This window comes from Xanthomonas citri pv. mangiferaeindicae (assembly GCA_002240395.1).
In the GTDB taxonomy this organism is placed as follows: Bacteria; Pseudomonadota; Gammaproteobacteria; order Xanthomonadales; family Xanthomonadaceae; genus Luteimonas; species Luteimonas citri_A.
In genome coordinates, this window is the sequence record CP016836.1 from 3,653,770 (window position 1) to 3,669,908 (window position 16,139).

The window sequence follows — 16,139 nt, forward strand, 5'->3', positions numbered from 1 at the left end:
CCCCGACCGCGGACTGTGCCGTCTGACTACCGGCCCGAAGGCCCGATGCGCCCGCCGCGGCCCAGCGGCGGGTGGTAGAGCAGCAGGTACACACCGACCACCCAGACCGAGGCCGCGGCCCAGCCGGCGAGGATGTCGGAGGGGTAATGCACGCCCAGGTAGATGCGCGACAGTCCGACCATCGGCACGAACACCGCCATCGCCGCGACCGTCCACCAGCGCGCGCGCGTCGGCCAGGTCAGCAGCACCAGCACCAATGCCAGGGTCATCGAGCCCATCGCATGGCCACTGGGAAAGCTGTAGGTCGCCTCGGGCGCGATTGACTCCCACAGGCTGGGCCGGTCCCGCGCGAACAGCTGCTTGGTCCCCAGGTTCAGCAGCGCCGAGCCGCCGGTCGCCAAGGCCGCGAACAGGCCATCGCGCCAGCGCCGCAGCGCCAGCAGCAGCACGACCAGGCCGATGTCGACCGGCACCACGCCGCGCGCATAGCCGATCTGCGAGAAGAACAGAAACACCCGGTCGAAGCCGTCGCGCGCCATCTGGTTGGCGTACAGCAGCAACGGCTCGTCGAACGGGATCGCCTCGGCCTCGTGGACCTCGTCGGCCAGCTCCATGAAGCCCCACATCGGCAGCAGCACGCCGGCAAACAGCAGCGCCAGCTTCCAGCCGTGCTGGCGCAACAGGCCGCCGGTTTCGTGCGCGGCCTCGCGCGCCAGCGGGTGGTCAGCCGGCATCGGCACCGCGACCGTAGGTCCGGTGCACGTACTCGTCGACCAGCGCGACGAAGTCCTGGGCGATGGTCTCGCCGCGCAACGTGACGGCCTTCTCGCCGTCGATGAACACCGGCGCCGACGGCGCCTCGCCAGTCCCCGGCAACGAGATGCCGATATTGGCGTGCCGCGACTCACCGGGGCCGTTGACCACGCAGCCCATCACCGCGAGCGTCATGTTCTCAGCCCCCGGGTGGGTGATCTTCCACTCGGGCATCTTCTCGCGCACATGGTCCTGCACCACGCCGGCCAGTTCCTGGAAGAACTCCGAGGTCGTGCGGCCGCAGCCCGGGCATGCGGTGACCATCGGCGTGAACGCGCGCAGGCCCATGGTCTGCAGCAGTTCCTGGGCGACCACGACTTCCTTGGTGCGCGACGCACCGGGTTCTGGGGTCAGCGAGATGCGGATCGTGTCGCCGATGCCTTCCTGCATCAGCAGCGCCAGCGCGGCGCTGGAGGCGACCATGCCCTTGCTGCCGATGCCGGCCTCGGTGAGCCCGAGGTGCAGCGCGAAATCGCAGCGCGCCGACAGGTCGCGATAGACCGCGACCAGCTCCTGCACGCCGCTGACCTTGGCCGAGAGCACGATGCGGTCGCGCCCCAGGCCCAACTCCACCGCGCGTTCGGCCGAATCGACTGCCGAGCGGATCAGGGCCTCGCGCAGCACGCGCCCCGCATCCCACGGCACGGCGCGGCGGGCGTTCTCGTCCATCAGGGTCGCGGCGAGCGACTGATCGAGCGAGCCCCAGTTGGCGCCGATGCGCACCGGCTTGCCGTAGCGGATCGCGAACTCGATCAGCTGCGCGAACTGCAGGTCCTTCTTCTTGCCGAAGCCGACATTGCCCGGGTTGATCCGGTACTTGGCCAGCGCCTGCGCACAGGCCGGCTCGCCGGCCAGCAACTGGTGACCGTTGTAGTGGAAGTCGCCGATGATCGGCACTTCGATGCCTTGCATCGCCAGCCGCTCGACGATCCGCGGCACCGCGGCGGCGGCCTCGGGCGTATTGACGGTGATGCGCACCAGTTCGGAGCCCGCCCGCCACAGTTCGCCGATCTGTCGCGCGGTGGACACCACGTCGGCAGTGTCGGTGTTGGTCATCGACTGCACGACCACCGGCGCATCGCCGCCGACGGCGACGCTGCCCACCCGGACCTGGCGCGTGGCGCGGCGCGGCGCGGGCCCGAACGGCGGCGTGGCCGCGGATTCGGGACGGAGATCGGAGAACGTCGGAGCGTCGGGCTGGGCGGACATCCGCGCAGTTTACCGGCTTGGCCCGAGCGGCGCTGACGCCCGCCAAAACGCCGTCGCGGCGCCGTCGCGATAGGCGCCCGCTCGCCGGTGCACTACGATGGCGCCCCATGCAATCGCAACCCCCCGCCACCGCCCTGCTGCGCACCCTCTACAGCCTGCGCTGGGCTGCGGTGGGCGGACAGTCGCTGACCATCCTGTGGGCGACGCGCGGCTTCGACATGGGCCTGCCGGCCTGGCCGCTGTGGACCGCGGTGGCGGTGCTGGCGGTGTTCAACGTCGCGGTGCACCTGCGCCTGCGCAGCAGCCGCGACGCGGCGCCGGCCGAAGCCTTCGCGCATGTGCTGGTCGATACCGCGGTGCTGACCTGGCTGGTCGCCTGGACCGGCGGCATCGCCAACCCCTTCGCCTCGCTGTTCCTGCTGCCGATCGCGCTGACGGCGATGGCGCTGCCGCCGGCCTGGGCGGTCGCCGCGGCGTTGTCGTGCGTGAGCGGCTACATGCTGTCGGTGCACTTCGGCCAGCCCTTGCCCCACCTGCATGACCGGTTCGATCTGCACCTGGCCGGCATGGCGGTCAACTTCTTCGTCTCCGTGGCGCTGGTGCTGTACTTCCTGACCCGGCTGGCGAGCGCCCGCGATCGCCGGGAACGCGAACTTGGCGACCTGCGCGACCGCTTCGTCCGCAACGAGGGCATCCTCGCGCTTGCCACTCACGCCGCGTCGGTCGCCCACGAGCTCAATACCCCGCTGGGCACGATGACGCTGGTGCTCGACGACGTCGACACCGCGGGCCTGCCCGCCACCACCGCCGAAGACATCGCGATGCTGCGGCGGCTGGTGGATACCTGCCGCGATCGCGTGCGCTCGCTCGCCAATCCCGCCGACCCGGCCGCCAGCCGGCTGGTCGATATCGGCCGGGTGCTCGACCACTGGCAACTCGTGCGTCCGACCGTGGTGTTGGTGCGCAGCGGCAACGTCGAGCCGCAACTGCGGGTCGACCGCACGATCGGCCACCTGCTGCTGGCGCTGCTCAACAATGCCGCCGACGCCAGCGCAGCCAACGGCAGCCAGCAGGTCGATCTGCGCCTGCAGCTCGACGACGGCATGCTCGATGGTGCGATCCGCGATTACGGCACCGGATTCGACGCCCAGGCGCCGTTCCTGCCGGTCCTGTTCCGCAGCGGCAAGCCCGACGGCCTCGGCGTCGGTCTGGCGCTGTCGCATGCGGCGATCGAACAACTGGGTGGCGAACTCGACCTGGAGGAGGCGGACGGCGGCGGTGCGGTGCTGCACTTCCGCGTCCCGGTCGACGCGCGCCATGCCGACGCTCCCAAGGAAACGACACGATGAAAGGCCTGCTGGTCGACGACGACACCCTGTACCTGGAAGCGCTGCGGCGCGCCCTGACCCGCCGCGGGATCGACTGCGAGGTCGCGCCCGACATCCCGACCGCGCTCGAGGTTGCCGCGCGCATCGCGCCCGACTTTGCGCTGGTCGATCTCAAGCTCGCCGATGCCTCCGGGCTGTCGTTGATCGAGCCGCTGCGCGCGATCCGTGCCGACATGCGCATCCTGCTGGTCACCGGCTACGCCAGCATCGCGACCGCGGTCGAGGCGATCAAGCGCGGCGCAGACGACTACCTGCCCAAGCCGGTGTCGGCCGATACCCTGCTGCGCATCCTGCACAACACCGAGCCGGTGCCGACCGCCGCCGCGAGCGACCTCGATGACGGGCCGAGCGTCGAGAGCCCGACGATGATCCCGCTGCACCGACTGGAGTGGGAGCACATCCAGCAGGCGCTGGCCGAGACCGGCGGCAACATTTCCGCGACCGCGCGCCTGCTCGGCATGCATCGCAGGTCGTTGCAGCGCAAACTCGCCAAGCGGCCCGGCCCCGAGCGGCGCCCGCTGTCGGAGTGAACCGGCGGCCGCGCGCCGCCGTTGCGTTTGACCGAGGCCGATACGCGCCCGCGCTTAGGCCCTGCGCGCCGGGCGCGGATCAATCGCCCGGCGCGGCCGCCAGCCGATAAACCGTCGATGCCCGCTGTTCGCCCTGCCAGGGATCGAACGCGCGCACCTCCACTCGATGTGTGCCGACCGGCAGATCGGTCGCGAGCGCACCGCGCCACAGGTGCGGCGACAGGTCGGCCTCGGGCGAGCGGTCGCGTCCGCGCAGGCTGTCGGCGAGATCGTCGCGCGCATTCTCGAGCACCAGTCGCGGGTCGGCGCGTTCGACCCGGCGCATCGGCCGCCAGTCGCCATCGCCGATGCGGTACTCGACCCGCGTGTCCGGCTGCCCCATGTAGACATTGGCGTAGACACCCCAGGCCGGATACGCGCCCTGGCGCAGCACGCCCGGCGCATGCAGCGCCATCGCCGCAGTGGTCGCGGGCTCGTCGGCCGGCAGCCGTGCCGGCTGCCAGGCCAGCTGATAGCTGCCATCGGCCTGGACGCGCAGCGTGGCGAAGCCGTTCGGTGTGCCGTCGGCCATGGTCGCCGCCGGAATGCCATCGGCATCGGGTGCGCCGCTCCAGAACGCCCCGCTCGCGGCGCCGACGTTGTATTCGTGCAAGGGGGTGGCGCCCTCCCAGCCTTGCGCCGCGCCGTGACGCACGTGGCGCTGAGTGTGCCGGTGCCCTGTGAGCAGCAGCACGCGCGGGAAGCGCGCCAACAACGCGAACAAGCGCGCGCGGTCGGCGCTGCGGACGGTCTCTGGCGCACCCTCTGCGGCGGTGTCGAACCAGGGAATGTGCGCGCCGACAACCAGCAGCCGATCGGTGCGGGCGCGCGCCAGATAGGCTTCGACGAACGCGAACTGGTCCTCGCGTAGACCACCGACATAAGAAGGGCGCTGGCCGGGCTGGTGGAGGACGTTGTCGAGCATCAGGAAACTGGCCTGCGGCTCCTCCCAGGCATAGGTCTCCGGCCCATAGACCGCGCGATAGGACGCCGTCGAGCCGGGGTCGTCAGTCGCCTCGACATCCAGGTCATGGTTGCCCGGCACGTGCAGCCACGGCACATCGAGCTGCGCGGTCGCGGCATTGATCGCCGGATACAGCGCCGGCACATCGTTGCCGACATCGCCCAGCACCAGGCCGAGCGCCGCCGGTGTCCGCGCTGCTGCGGCGACCACGCTGCGCGCGTAGTAGTCGACTTCCGCCTCGCGGCCGGCTTGCGGATCGGCGAACACCAGCACGTCCAGCGCATCGGCGGCCGGGGTCCGCGGGCGCAGCGCAAAGTGACAATCGTCGCCGCGGCCCGGCGACGCCCAGTGCCGCGGCAACGCACCGTCGCGCGCGAGCGCGTAGCCGGCCGGCTTGATGACGAACGCCGAACCACCGGTCAGGCCGCCGAATCGTCCGTCGGCATCGGTCTCGACGATCCGCACGCCATCGGACACGCCAATGGCCGCGATACCGGGCTCGTCTGCATCCTGCCGGCCATTGCCGTTGCGATCCTCGAACACGATGCCGCTATCGCAGGCCAGCGTGGGCGTGGACATCCCGCCCAGCAATGCGAGCAGGGCGGGCAACGACAACAACGAACACGAGCGCGACATAGCAGACATCCGGCAGCGAACAAGCGCGCCGATTATGCACCGCGCCTCTGACCGCCGATCCCGAGCCGCCTCATGGCTGCAGGCGCAGCTGGGAATCGAAGCGTCGGCGACGGCCGTCGAGCGGGTCGTCGAATGCCAGCGATGCGGCGAGCAGTTGCAGCATGGGCGCGTGGTCGTCGGCCTCACGCAGCTCCGGATACCAGGGGTCATGCAGGATCGGCGCACCGAGCGCGGCAAGATGCACGCGCAACTGGTGCTTGCGGCCCGTGACCGGCTCGAGCCGATAGCGCCAGTAAGCGGGCCCGCGTTCGAGCACGTCGATCCGGGTCTCGCTGTTGGGCGCGCCGGCGCATTCGCACATGCGAAAGAACGGCACGCCGCGTTCGATGCGGCTGCGGTGAACGTACGGGAACGTCAGATGCGGCAACGGCGGCGCGAGTGCCTCATAGGATTTGTCGATGCGCCCCTCGCGAAACAGCGCGTGATAGGCCGCGCGCGTTCCAGGCTCGGCCGAGAACAGCACCAGCCCGGCGGTTGCGCGATCGATCCGGTGCAATGGCACCAGATGCGGATTGCCCAGCCGTTCGATCAACCGGTGCAGCAAGGTCTGCCGGACAAAGCCGCCCGCCGGCACCACCGGCAAGCCGTGCGGCTTGTCGGCGACCACCAGATGCGCATCGATATGCACGATGCGCTCGACCGCCGCGACGATCGGCTCATCTTCGACCTCGCGGTAATAGGCGACCTCCAGGCCCACGCGATAGGCCGCATCGATCGCCAGCGGTATCCCATCGTCGGTCGCCAGCACCCGTCCGCGCGCGAAGCGCGATTCCCAAGTCGATCGCGGAATCTGCGGGAACCGCGCACACAAAGCCTCGAGCACCGTGCGCCAGGGCCCGGGCGGCAGCTGCAACCGGCTTGCGGACACGCCGTCGTACAGCGGCAGCGGCCGCCGTATCATGCCCGCGTCCCGGCCCCGGTCATCGGGTCGGCAGCCCCATTTCCTCCAGCAGCGCCGGCGCCGGATAGACCTTGGCCATCAGCCAGCGCATGTAGCGCATGTCGACATGGATGGCGCGCTTGGTGCGCGGGTCGAACCACCAGCTGGCACTGACCGACTCCCAGTTGCTGTCGAAGTTCAGTCCGACCAGCTCACCGCGGGCATCGAGCACCGGCGAGCCGGAGTTGCCGCCCGTGGTGTCGAGGTTGGTCAGGAAGTTGACCGGCTGGCTGCCCAGCGTTGGCTCGTCGGTGCCGGCGAAGTCGCCACGCGCGATCGCATCGAGCAGCGGGGCCGGGGCATCGAACGGCGCCTGCCCGGTGTGCTTTTCGACGATGCCGGCCACCGTGGTGACCGGCGCGTAGGCGACCGCGTCGCGCGGGGCCAGCGGTTCGACCCGGCCGAAGCTGACTCGCAAGGTGCCATTGGCATCGGGATAGACCGCGCGCCCCTGCGAGGCGCGCCAGGCGACCAGGGCGCGCATGTAGGCCGGGCGCAGCCGCAGCTGCTCGCCCTCGCGGGTCTTGCGGGCGTCCTCGGCCTGCAGTTGCGCGGCGACCAACGGCCCGGCCAGCGCGACGAGTGGATCATCACGCAGCGCCCGGCCTTCGCGCGCGGCCTCGAAACGCGACAATCGCTGCGCCTCATCGCCCAATCCGGTGCCCGCGTACAGCGCATCGAGCGCGGTCGCCAGCGAGGCGGGCGTGCGCCCGAACGCCGCGTCGAACGCCGGCAGCCGCTGCGCGTCGGGCAACTGCTGGTAGCGGCCGAGCAGCACCGTCAGCAGCGCCTTCTCGCCCTCGGGCGCGTAGCGTCGCTGCGCCTGGCGCAGCACGCCTTCGATCAGCGCGTGGTCGCGCTGCTGGTAACCGCGCTCGCGCTGCGCGTCGGGTTTGGCCGATTCGATGCGTAGGCGCTCGAGCAGCAGCGCGCTGCGCAGCACCTGGGTCTGACTGGCAATCAGTTCGAGCAGTTGCTCGCCCTCGCCGGCGGCATTGCCCTGCGCAAGCACCGCCTGCAGCGCGGCGATGTCGCGCGCGTCCTCGCCGCCGGTCGCAGCGAGCATCGCGTCCTCGTCGGCGCGACGCTGGCGCACCGCATCACTACGCACCAGGCCCTCAAGCTCGCCGGCCGCACGCTTGCGGCGGTTCTTCAAGGTCTGCAACTGCGCGGCGTAGCGCGTCCGGACTTCGGCATCGTCGCGGCCGACCGCCTCGACGGCCGCGATCAAGGCATCGAACACCGCGACCCGCTGCGGCAGCACCTGCCCGACCTGCGCTTCGAACTCGGCCGCCGTGCGATGGCGGAACGTCGTGCCCGGATAGCCGGCGAGCATCGCGTAGTCGCCGGCATGCAGACCGTTGCGGGCGATCTGGAGGTGCGCCGGCGGCGCATAGGGAACGTTGTCCGGGCTGTAGTCGGCCGGACGTCCGTCGCGCCCGACGTAGGCACGCAGCAGCGTGAAGTCGCCGCTGTGCCGGGGCCACATGAAATTGTCGATCTCGTCGCCGTAGTTGCCGATTGCGCGCGGCGGTGCATAGACCAGGCGCACATCGCGCAGTTCCAGTTGCCGGATCAGGTAGAAGTCGCTGCCGTAGTCCATGTTGGCGACGCTGCAACGGACCTCACCCCCCTGCTCGCAATCGGCGACCAGGCGCTTGCCGGCCGCCTCGACCGCATCGTGGTAGGCGCGGCCGTCCAGGCCGCGCGCATCGGCGAGCACCGTGTCGGTCACCCGGTCGAAACCGACGGTCACCAGCACGCGGAAATCGGGATTGGACGGGCGTTCGTCGGCGCGGCCGTCGGCAATGAAGCCCGCATCGATGATGTCGCGCTCGGGGCTGCTGTTGTACTGGATCACGCCGTAGGCGACGTGGTGATTGGTCAACAGCAGGCCATCGCCGGAGACGAAGGCGCCGGTGCCACCGCCAACGCGGACCACCGCGCTGAGCGGCGGGCGGGTCACGTCGGCCAGCGCACGCGCGTCGCCACGGAAACCGGCCTGACGCATCTGCGCGGCGATATCGGGCAATTGACCGGGCAACCACATGCCTTCATCGGCATGAGCGGTGGCGGACAGCAGCAAGCCGGCCGCGAGGGCGGCAGTCAGTGGGCGTTTGGACAGCATGGCGAAGATCCGAGAAGAGCACGACGGCACAGCCGGCGACCATAGCCAGCCCGGCGCGCGCCGACAACGCCCATCGGTCACACCCGCGGTTAATGCGCCGTCAAGCGCAGCGACCTGTGCGGTCACGTCCGCATCATAGGCAGCTTGCGAGCATGCGCGCCATGCCAGTCGCTCCCGATCCACGTCGCCCCCATTCCGAAACGTTCCTGACTCCAAGCACCCCGCCCGCCTTGCGGCTACGCGAGGATGCCTGGGATCTGATCGCCGCCGACGGCCCGGTCATCACGACTGCGATCCACGACGGTCACTTGCTGCGTCCGGCATTGCACGATCGTGTCGCGCTCGACGAGGACGCGCGTTGGCGCGAAGAAGATCCACTGACCAGTCTGCTTGGCCAGGTCGGTGATGTGCGCTTGCGTGTGCGCACCTCGCGCTTCGAGGTCGACCTCAATCGGCCCCGCGACCAGGCCATCTACGCCACGCCCGAGGCGGCCTGGGGCCTGCAGGTCTGGGCTTCGCCGCTGACCGAGGCCGAACGCGCAGCGTCGCTGGCGCTGTACGACCGCTTCTACGCGATGGTCGGCGAGCTGATCGATCGGACCGTCGACCGCTGGGGCTGTGCCCTGCTGATCGACCTCCACAGCTACAACCATCGCCGTGATGGTGCGGGCGCCGATCCGGCGCCGCAGGCCGACAATCCGGATATCGAGCTGGGCGTGACCACGCTCGACCACGCCCGCTGGGGCGGCACCGCGCGTCGCTTCGCCAATGTATTGCGTCGGCATCCGGTGCGTGGCGTGCTGCCCGACGTGCGCTGCAATGTGCGGTTCCCGACCGGCGGCCATTTTCCCGAATGGGTCTATGCGCACTGGGGCGATCGCGTCTGCACGATCTCGCCCGAGTACAAGAAGATCTTCATGGACGAATGGACCGGGCAGGTCGACATCCCCGCGCTCTATGCCCTGCGCGACGGGCTGCAGCAGGCCGTGGAGGCGGTCCGTCCGGAGTTCCTGGCATGAGCGCCGACGCCATCGCGATGGCCCGACCCCGGGCGCGCGCCCTGCCCCCGGTAGCGGCGCAGATCGACGCAACCCTGGCGCGCATGGACGCGCAAATCGACTGGCTGATCGCCCTGTCGCCGCTCGACGGCGAGGCCTTGTGGCGCCAGTTCGACGCCACCGGTCGGATGATCGAGCCGCAACTGCGTTACGTCGATCTGGAAACCGATCTGGCGGCCGCCCGCCGCATGCTCGATACCCTCCCGATCGGCGAGGTCGCGCCGCCCGCCCTGCAGGCTCTGCTGGCCGAGAAGCAGCGCGAACTCAGCCGGATGATCGACCTGGTCCAGGCGCGCGACCAGCCGGACTTCATCGCGGCCAGCATCGCCCTGTTCGGCGACGTCGAGTCCGATCTGCTGGACTTGGCCCGACGCATCCTCGCCGACGTGCCGGCCGGCGAGCCGCTGGTCGCCGATGCCGGGATCGACGAAGTGCGCGCGGCGGTGGAGGCGGAGATCGACTGGTATCGCGCGCAAGCGCCCGATTTCCACATCGAGGTCGTGGTCGACACCGACATCAGCTCGATGCTGATGGTGTCCCATGGCACGTTCTACATCGACGGCAACATCCGTCTGCCGCACGCGCGCGTCGATCCCTTGATCCAGCACGAAATCGGCACGCATGTCGTGACCCGTCACAACGGCCAGCAGCAGGCGCTGCGTCAATTGCAGGTCGGGCTGGCGCAGTACGACCCGACCCAGGAAGGCCTGGGCGTCCTGGCGGAGTTTCTCGCCGGCTACCTGCCCGGCGAACGCCTGCGCGTGCTCGCCGCCCGTGTGGTCGCCGCAGCGATGGCCGCCAACGGCGAGGGCCTGCCGGCGATCTTCGACCGGCTGCATACCCACCATGCGCTGCCGACCGACGATGCCTTCGATGTCGCACTGCGTGCGCGCCGCGGCGGCGGACTGACCAAGGACGCGGTCTATCTGCGCGGGGTGCGCGACCTGTTGGCGTATTTGGCCGCAGACGGCGAGTTCGATGCGCTGTTCCTGGGCAAGTTCGCCCTGTCGCAATTGGAGCTGCTCGAGAGCCTGGTCGATGACGGCTGGGTGGTGCCGCCCGCACTGCTGCCGCGCTACGCCGCGGCCGACGATTTTTCCGCCCGTCTCGACGCATGCCGCCGCACGCCGGTCGAATGCCTCCATCAGACCCACCGCCCCCCGGAACCCACACCATGAGCGCCAGCGAGCACGCCCCGATGCGATTGGGCTTCGTCGTCAACGACGTCGACACCGAGCAGGACAACTACACCACCATTCGCCTCGCGCGTCAGGCGGTCCATCGCGGCCATCGGGTCGCGCTGATCGGCCTGGGCGACTTCACTTACGATGCTGGCGGCACCATCCGCGCCTGCGCACGCATTCCGCGCCTGGAACGCTACGAAGATGATCGTGCGCTGCTCGCCGACCTCCAGGGTCCCGAGCGTCAGACCGAACGGATCTCGGTGCAGGACCTGGATGTGCTGATGCTGCGCAGCGACCCGGCCGAAGAACTGGTCGAACGCCCATGGGCGCCGAGCAGCGCGCTGCTGTTCGCTCAGTTGGTGGCGCTGCACGATGTGCTCGTCGTCAACGACCCCACGCACCTGACCGACGCGTCCAACAAGACCTATTTCCAGCATTTCCCCGAGGACGTACGCCCGGTCACCTGCATCAGCCGCGACGCCGAGGAGATCAAGGCCTTCCTCGCCGCCCACGACGGCTGCGGCGTGATCAAGCCGTTGCAGGGATCTGGCGGCCAGGGCGTATTCGTCGTCGACGGCAACGGCGCCGGCAACCTCAACCAGATGATCGATGCGGTGACCCGCGACGGCTACGCGATCGCGCAGGAATACCTGCCCGGCGCCAAGAACGGCGACCTGCGCTTGCTGATGCTCAACGGCCGCCCGCTGGAGGTCGATGGAACCTATGCCTGCATCCGCCGCTACAACGACAGCGGCGATGCACGCAGCAACATCAGCGCCGGCGGCAAGTACGAGATGGCGGTGCCCGATGCCGACGCGTTGCGCCTGGCCGAGCTGGTCGCACCGAAGTTGATCCGTGACGGCATGTACTTTGTCGGCTTGGACATCGTCGGCAACAAGTTGATGGAAGTGAACGTCGACACGCCGGGCGGGATCAACATGGTCGAAGAGCTGACCGGCCTGGACTTCAGCGGCGCGATCCTCGACGACCTCGAGCGCAAGCTGCGTCTGCGTCGCCATTACGGCCGCACGCTCGGCAACGCCGAACTGGCGATGCTCTAAAAGCCGCACGCCGCACGGTGGCAGGACCGTGCGGCGCGCACCGCCTCAACGACAACCAATCATTCCGGGGCCGGGCCGGCGGGCACCGGCGCATCGCTGCGTCCGCGCACGATCCGGACCGGCACCGATTTCGCGGCCGGCACGTGGCTGTCGATCGCGTGGTGGGCGACCGGGATCAGCGGATTGCATTCGGGATAGTAGGCGGCGATGCACCCGGACGGAATCAGATACGGCACCACGCGCAGGCCGCCGACTTCGCGGCGCACACCATCGTCGACATCGGTGACCAGCGCGATCTGCTCGCCCTCCTCGATGCCGAGCGCACGGATGTCGTCGGCATTCATCAGCACAACGCGGCGCGTGCCCTCGATCCCGCGGAACCGGTCGCGATAGCCGTAGACCGTGGTGTTGAACTGGTCGTTGCTGCGGACCGTCAGCAGCCGGTAGCGCCCGGCACGATCCTCGAAGCCGGTCGCCGACAGCACCTCCGGCACATGGAACTCGGCCTTGCCGCTTTCGGTCTGCCAGCGCCGCTCGCGCGCCGCGACCGGACGCGGGAAACCGCCGGGCACGTGCAGCCGCGCATTGAAATCCGGGAACTGCTCGGGATAGGTCGCCTCGATCGCGTCGCGGATCTTGGCGTAGTCGTCCACCCAGGCCTGCCAGGGCACCTGCGATCGATCGGCGACCGTCGCCAGCGCGATGCCGGCGACGATCGCCGGTTCCGAGCGCAGATGCGGACTGGCCGGACGACTGGTGCCCAGCGAGCCGTGGATGCAAGTGGTGCTGTCCTCGACAGTGACCCGCTGCGGCCCGCTCGCCTGCACATCTTGCTCGAGCCTGCCCAGGCACGGCAGCAACAGCGCGGTACGCCCGCACAGCAAATGGCTGCGGTTGAGCTTGGTGGCCACCTGCACGGTCAGCGCCATGTTGCCCCAGTGCGCCTCTAGCGGCCCGGTCTCGGGTGCGGCCCGTGCGAAGTTGCCGCCCAGCCCGATGAATGCATGGACCGAGCCGTCGAGAATGCCCTCGACGGTCGAGACCGTATCGCGGCCTTTCTTGCGCGGCGCCTGGAACCCGTACTGCGCCTCCAGGCGGTCGAGCGGTACCAGCTCGGGCTTTTCGGAGATACCGACCGTGCGCTGGCCTTGGACGTTGGAGTGACCGCGCACCGGGCAGATGCCGGCGCCCGGGCGGCCGACATTGCCGCGCATCAAGGCGAGGTTGCACAGCATGCGGACGTTGTCGACGCCGTGGCGATGCTGGGTCAGGCCCATGCCGTAGACCAGGATGGTGGCCTTGGCCCGCGCATAGACACCGGCGACGGCTTCCATGTCGGCCCGCGACAGGCCCGATTCGCGCTCCAGCTCCGCCCAGTCGCTGGCGCGCAGCGACGCTGCGAACGCCTCGAAGCCATGCGTGTGCTCGGCGATGAAGTCCACGTCGAGCACGCGCGCCTCGCCGGCCGCCACCGCGGCATCGTCGAGCGCCAGCACGGCCTTGGCGATGCCCTGCAGCACCGACAGGTCGCCGCCGGCCCGCACCTGGAAGTAGGCGTTACTGATCCGCGTCGACTGGCCGGTCGCCATCGCCAACGGCTCCTGCGGATTGGTGAACCGCTCCCAGCCGCGCTCGTACAGCGGATTGAAGGTGATGATCTCCGCGCCGCGCCGGCTGGCGTCCTGCAACGGATGCAGCATGCGCGGACTGTTGACGCCGACATTCTGGCCGAACGATAGGATGCAATCGCAATGCTCGAAGTCGTCCAGCAACACCGTGCCCACCGGCACGCCGATGCTTCTGGGCAGTCCCACCGACGTGCTTTCGTGGCACATATTGGAGCTGTCGGGCAGGTTGTTGTTGCCGTAGACACGCGCCAGCAACCCGTACATGTACGAGGTCTCCAGCGACGCACGGCCGGACGCGTAGAACACCACACGCTCGGGTTCGAGCGCGCACAGCTCGCGCCCGATCAGCGCGAAGGCGTCTTCCCACGAGATCGGCACATAGCGATCGCGTTGCGCGTCGTAGCACATCGGCTCGACCAATCGGCCTTGCGCTTCGAGGTCGTAGTCGGCCCACTGCCGCAGTTCGGACAGCGAGTGGGCCTCGAAGAACGCAGCGTCGGCGCGCGCTTCGTCGAGTTCCCACATCGTCGCCTTGGCGCCGTTCTCACAGAATTCGAAGGCGTGCGCCTGGGCAGGCTTGGCCCAAGAGCAGCTGACGCAGGCAAAGCCGTCAACCTTGTTCTGCCGCGCCAACTGGCGCGCGCCTTCGACACTGGGGGCGTCGGGACCCAGGCCGTGCCGCGCCAGCGACTGGACCGAGCCCCAACCGCCTGCGGGGCCTTCGTAGCCGCCGATCCGGATCTGTGCCATCGTCCGTCCTTACGAGCGAATGACAGCTGACGCTAACGCGCCGGCGCTCACGCATACGTGAACACATCGCGGTGAACACCTCGATGTGACCAGACCCATGTCACCCGGACAGTACGTTGCCATGGCAGGCAGACACTCAATCGGCGAGTTCCCAGAAGGCGCGGATCAACGGTTCGGCCTCGTCCCAGGCCACGCTGTCGTCGTGGCGCAAGCGCAACCAACCAGCCTCCAGGCGCGCGGCGCAGTCCTCCCAAGGCACTGTGCCCAGGTACTCGCGCGCCATCTGTCCATAGATGCAACACAGTTCGACATCATCGGTGCCCATGCGACGCTCCTGTCGTCCGCGATCCCCGAGACCACACCATCCGCGGCAGCCCGCCTCGAGCCTGCAAGCTTGCGTGCGGCGGGTCTGTGCGTTACCGAACGTATTCAGCCTGCGTATGCGCGGTTTCGCACATACGACACCCCATTCAGCAACGAGAATCCATCGTTTACTGAATGCTTCGGATCCAAGTGCACCGCATGAACAGGAATGCGCCCTGGGCGCCGCTCAATGGACTGCTTCAGGACCTGCCGCCGGAGGTCTGCGATCGCATGGGCAAGGATTTGCAGCTGGTCGAGCTGCCGGTGGGCAAGGTCCTGCACGAGGCGGGCGCAAGCCGCTCCACGCTGTATTTCCCCCGCGAGGGCATCGTCTCGATCCTGTACGCACTGGAAAACGGCGACACCAGCGAAGTGGCGATGATCGGCAACGAGGGCGTGGTCGGCGCCGGCCTGCTGGCCGGCGCACGCAGCGTGCCGTTGCGCGCAGTGGTCCAGGTCGGTGGAGAAGCGCTTGCGCTCCGGGCCGAGGCCGCGCAGCGCGAGTTCCAGCTCGGCGGCGCGTTCCAGGCCATCATTCTGCGCTACATGCAGGCGCTGCTGACGCAGACGGCGATGACCGGGGTCTGCAATCGCCACCACACGGTGGACCGCCAGCTGTCGCGCTGGCTGTTGCTGGTCAACGATCGCATCGGCACCACCGAGATCAAGATGACCCAGGAGCAGATCGCGCACCTGCTGGGCGTGCGCCGCGAGGGCGTGACCGAAGCCGCACGCCGGCTGCAGGACGAAGGCTGCATCCGCTATAGCCGGGGGCTGATCCAGGTGCTCGAGCCGGCCTCGCTGCTTGACCGCGCCTGCGAGTGCTACGAGGTCATCCGCAGCGAGTACGACCGCCTGTTGCGCGAACCGCTCGAACCCGAGCGCTGAAGCAGGCCGTCCTCACCCGCCGTTGGCCTGGCGCTGCGGCATCATGCGGCCTCCCGACCGGAGGTTTGCAATGAGCCAGACGCCGCCGCGCATCCACGTCGCGCGCACCGAGATCGATGCGCTCGAACGCAACATCGCCCTGCTTCACGATGAGGCCATCGTCCAGGTGACCTTGACCGACGGCATGCAGGTCGAAGGCGTGGTGTCGGTACGACCGACCCTGGAAACGTTCCGCACCGCCGACGGCGACGAAGGTCACAATGCGCGGTTGCGGCTCGACGACCTGGAAGACCCGACGGTGCCGCACTACGTCTGGGTCGGCGACATCGTCGCGATCGAGCAGATCGGCAGCGCCTGAACACGCAGGCGCGCGGCGGGCGACCTGCCATTGCGCAACCGGCTCAAGCGAAAGGCGACACACGCGTCGAACAGGCTGCGCACCGGTGCCGGCCGATCGCACCGGCGCATTCGCGCCGACACGCCGCGTCAACCATTGCCCC

The 16,139-nt window shown here is 69.1% G+C and carries 14 protein-coding genes; 7 read left to right on the forward strand and 7 right to left on the reverse strand.

The features are described 5' to 3' along the window. Window positions 1-26 precede the first annotated feature (26 nt). Together BEN78_15920 and BEN78_15925 are read right to left on the reverse strand one after the other, a co-directional pair. Window positions 27-734 carry a hypothetical protein gene (locus tag BEN78_15920; GenBank protein ID ASR44628.1) on the reverse strand — a complete coding sequence of 236 codons (708 nt, stop codon included), beginning with the start codon at window positions 732-734 and terminating at the stop codon, window positions 27-29. Beyond that, window positions 724-2,022, reverse strand: coding sequence for a 4-hydroxy-3-methylbut-2-en-1-yl diphosphate synthase (locus BEN78_15925; GenBank protein ASR44629.1), 1,299 nt, complete (start codon window positions 2,020-2,022; stop codon window positions 724-726). The genes BEN78_15920 and BEN78_15925 overlap by 11 nt, the downstream gene beginning before the upstream one ends. A 107-nt stretch (window positions 2,023-2,129) precedes the next feature. On the opposite strand from BEN78_15925, the gene BEN78_15930 reads away from it, so the two are divergent. Both BEN78_15930 and BEN78_15935 read left to right on the forward strand, forming a co-directional pair. Then, window positions 2,130-3,371: a hypothetical protein gene (locus BEN78_15930; protein ASR44630.1), complete on the forward strand. Its 1,242-nt coding sequence runs from the start codon at window positions 2,130-2,132 to the stop codon at window positions 3,369-3,371. Beyond that, a complete protein-coding gene (locus BEN78_15935) occupies window positions 3,368-3,940 on the forward strand; it encodes a two-component system response regulator (protein ID ASR44631.1) in 573 nt (190 codons plus the stop codon). The genes BEN78_15930 and BEN78_15935 overlap by 4 nt, the downstream gene beginning before the upstream one ends. Window positions 3,941-4,019: 79 nt before the next feature. Here BEN78_15935 and BEN78_15940 read toward each other — a convergent pair whose 3' ends face one another. The 3 genes from BEN78_15940 to BEN78_15950 form a co-directional block, all read right to left on the reverse strand. Beyond that, the gene (locus tag BEN78_15940; GenBank protein ASR44632.1) at window positions 4,020-5,579 is read right to left on the reverse strand and encodes a calcineurin phosphoesterase; all 1,560 of its coding nucleotides are present in this window, start codon (window positions 5,577-5,579) and stop codon (window positions 4,020-4,022) included. Window positions 5,580-5,649: 70 nt separating this feature from the next. Next, on the reverse strand, window positions 5,650-6,540 hold the full coding sequence (locus BEN78_15945) for a pseudouridylate synthase (GenBank protein ID ASR44633.1): 891 nt from the start codon (window positions 6,538-6,540) through the stop codon (window positions 5,650-5,652). Between the two features lie 19 nt (window positions 6,541-6,559). Next, a complete protein-coding gene (locus BEN78_15950) occupies window positions 6,560-8,707 on the reverse strand; it encodes a peptidase S46 (GenBank protein ID ASR44634.1) in 2,148 nt (715 codons plus the stop codon). A 230-nt stretch (window positions 8,708-8,937) separates the two neighbouring features. Here BEN78_15950 and BEN78_15955 point away from each other — a divergent pair, with 230 nt between their 5' ends. Genes BEN78_15955 through BEN78_15965 form a run of 3 tightly spaced genes read left to right on the forward strand, consistent with a single transcriptional unit; the run spans window position 8,938 to window position 12,010 of the window. Continuing rightward, window positions 8,938-9,726, forward strand: coding sequence for a hypothetical protein (locus tag BEN78_15955; protein ID ASR44635.1), 789 nt, complete (start codon window positions 8,938-8,940; stop codon window positions 9,724-9,726). Further along, window positions 9,723-10,943, forward strand: coding sequence for a hypothetical protein (locus tag BEN78_15960; protein ASR44636.1), 1,221 nt, complete (start codon window positions 9,723-9,725; stop codon window positions 10,941-10,943). Before BEN78_15955 ends, BEN78_15960 begins: the two co-directional genes overlap by 4 nt. Window positions 10,944-10,963: 20 nt before the next feature. Continuing rightward, window positions 10,964-12,010, forward strand: a complete 1,047-nt coding sequence (locus tag BEN78_15965) for a glutathione synthetase (protein ASR45195.1) — start codon at window positions 10,964-10,966, stop codon at window positions 12,008-12,010. Window positions 12,011-12,069: 59 nt separating this feature from the next. Here the strand turns inward: BEN78_15965 and BEN78_15970 are convergent, their stop codons facing one another. Both BEN78_15970 and BEN78_15975 read right to left on the reverse strand, forming a co-directional pair. Further along, window positions 12,070-14,388 (reverse strand): formate dehydrogenase, encoded by a 2,319-nt coding sequence (locus BEN78_15970; protein ASR44637.1) that lies wholly within the window; start codon window positions 14,386-14,388, stop codon window positions 12,070-12,072. A gap of 136 nt (window positions 14,389-14,524) precedes the next feature. Further along, window positions 14,525-14,713 carry a hypothetical protein gene (locus BEN78_15975; protein ASR44638.1) on the reverse strand — a complete coding sequence of 63 codons (189 nt, stop codon included), beginning with the start codon at window positions 14,711-14,713 and terminating at the stop codon, window positions 14,525-14,527. A 197-nt stretch (window positions 14,714-14,910) separates the two neighbouring features. Here BEN78_15975 and BEN78_15980 point away from each other — a divergent pair, with 197 nt between their 5' ends. Further along, window positions 14,911-15,639, forward strand: a complete 729-nt coding sequence (locus BEN78_15980) for a Crp/Fnr family transcriptional regulator (GenBank protein ID ASR44639.1) — start codon at window positions 14,911-14,913, stop codon at window positions 15,637-15,639. A gap of 70 nt (window positions 15,640-15,709) precedes the next feature. Then, window positions 15,710-15,997: a hypothetical protein gene (locus tag BEN78_15985; protein ASR44640.1), complete on the forward strand. Its 288-nt coding sequence runs from the start codon at window positions 15,710-15,712 to the stop codon at window positions 15,995-15,997. Window positions 15,998-16,139: the final 142 nt, after the last annotated feature.

Excerpts from the sequence above, each read along its gene's own strand:
- BEN78_15920 (ASR44628.1), bottom strand. The coding sequence starts at position 734 with ATGCCGGCTGACCACCCGCTGGCGCGCGAGGCCGCGCACGAAACCGGC.
- BEN78_15925 (ASR44629.1), bottom strand. The coding sequence starts at position 2,022 with ATGTCCGCCCAGCCCGACGCTCCGACGTTCTCCGATCTCCGTCCCGAA.
- BEN78_15930 (ASR44630.1), top strand. The coding sequence starts at position 2,130 with ATGCAATCGCAACCCCCCGCCACCGCCCTGCTGCGCACCCTCTACAGC.
- BEN78_15935 (ASR44631.1), top strand. The coding sequence starts at position 3,368 with ATGAAAGGCCTGCTGGTCGACGACGACACCCTGTACCTGGAAGCGCTG.
- BEN78_15940 (ASR44632.1), bottom strand. The coding sequence starts at position 5,579 with ATGTCGCGCTCGTGTTCGTTGTTGTCGTTGCCCGCCCTGCTCGCATTG.
- BEN78_15945 (ASR44633.1), bottom strand. The coding sequence starts at position 6,540 with ATGATACGGCGGCCGCTGCCGCTGTACGACGGCGTGTCCGCAAGCCGG.
- BEN78_15950 (ASR44634.1), bottom strand. The coding sequence starts at position 8,707 with ATGCTGTCCAAACGCCCACTGACTGCCGCCCTCGCGGCCGGCTTGCTG.
- BEN78_15960 (ASR44636.1), top strand. The coding sequence starts at position 9,723 with ATGAGCGCCGACGCCATCGCGATGGCCCGACCCCGGGCGCGCGCCCTG.
- BEN78_15965 (ASR45195.1), top strand. The coding sequence starts at position 10,964 with ATGCGATTGGGCTTCGTCGTCAACGACGTCGACACCGAGCAGGACAAC.
- BEN78_15970 (ASR44637.1), bottom strand. The coding sequence starts at position 14,388 with ATGGCACAGATCCGGATCGGCGGCTACGAAGGCCCCGCAGGCGGTTGG.
- BEN78_15975 (ASR44638.1), bottom strand. The coding sequence starts at position 14,713 with ATGGGCACCGATGATGTCGAACTGTGTTGCATCTATGGACAGATGGCG.
- BEN78_15980 (ASR44639.1), top strand. The coding sequence starts at position 14,911 with ATGAACAGGAATGCGCCCTGGGCGCCGCTCAATGGACTGCTTCAGGAC.
- BEN78_15985 (ASR44640.1), top strand. The coding sequence starts at position 15,710 with ATGAGCCAGACGCCGCCGCGCATCCACGTCGCGCGCACCGAGATCGAT.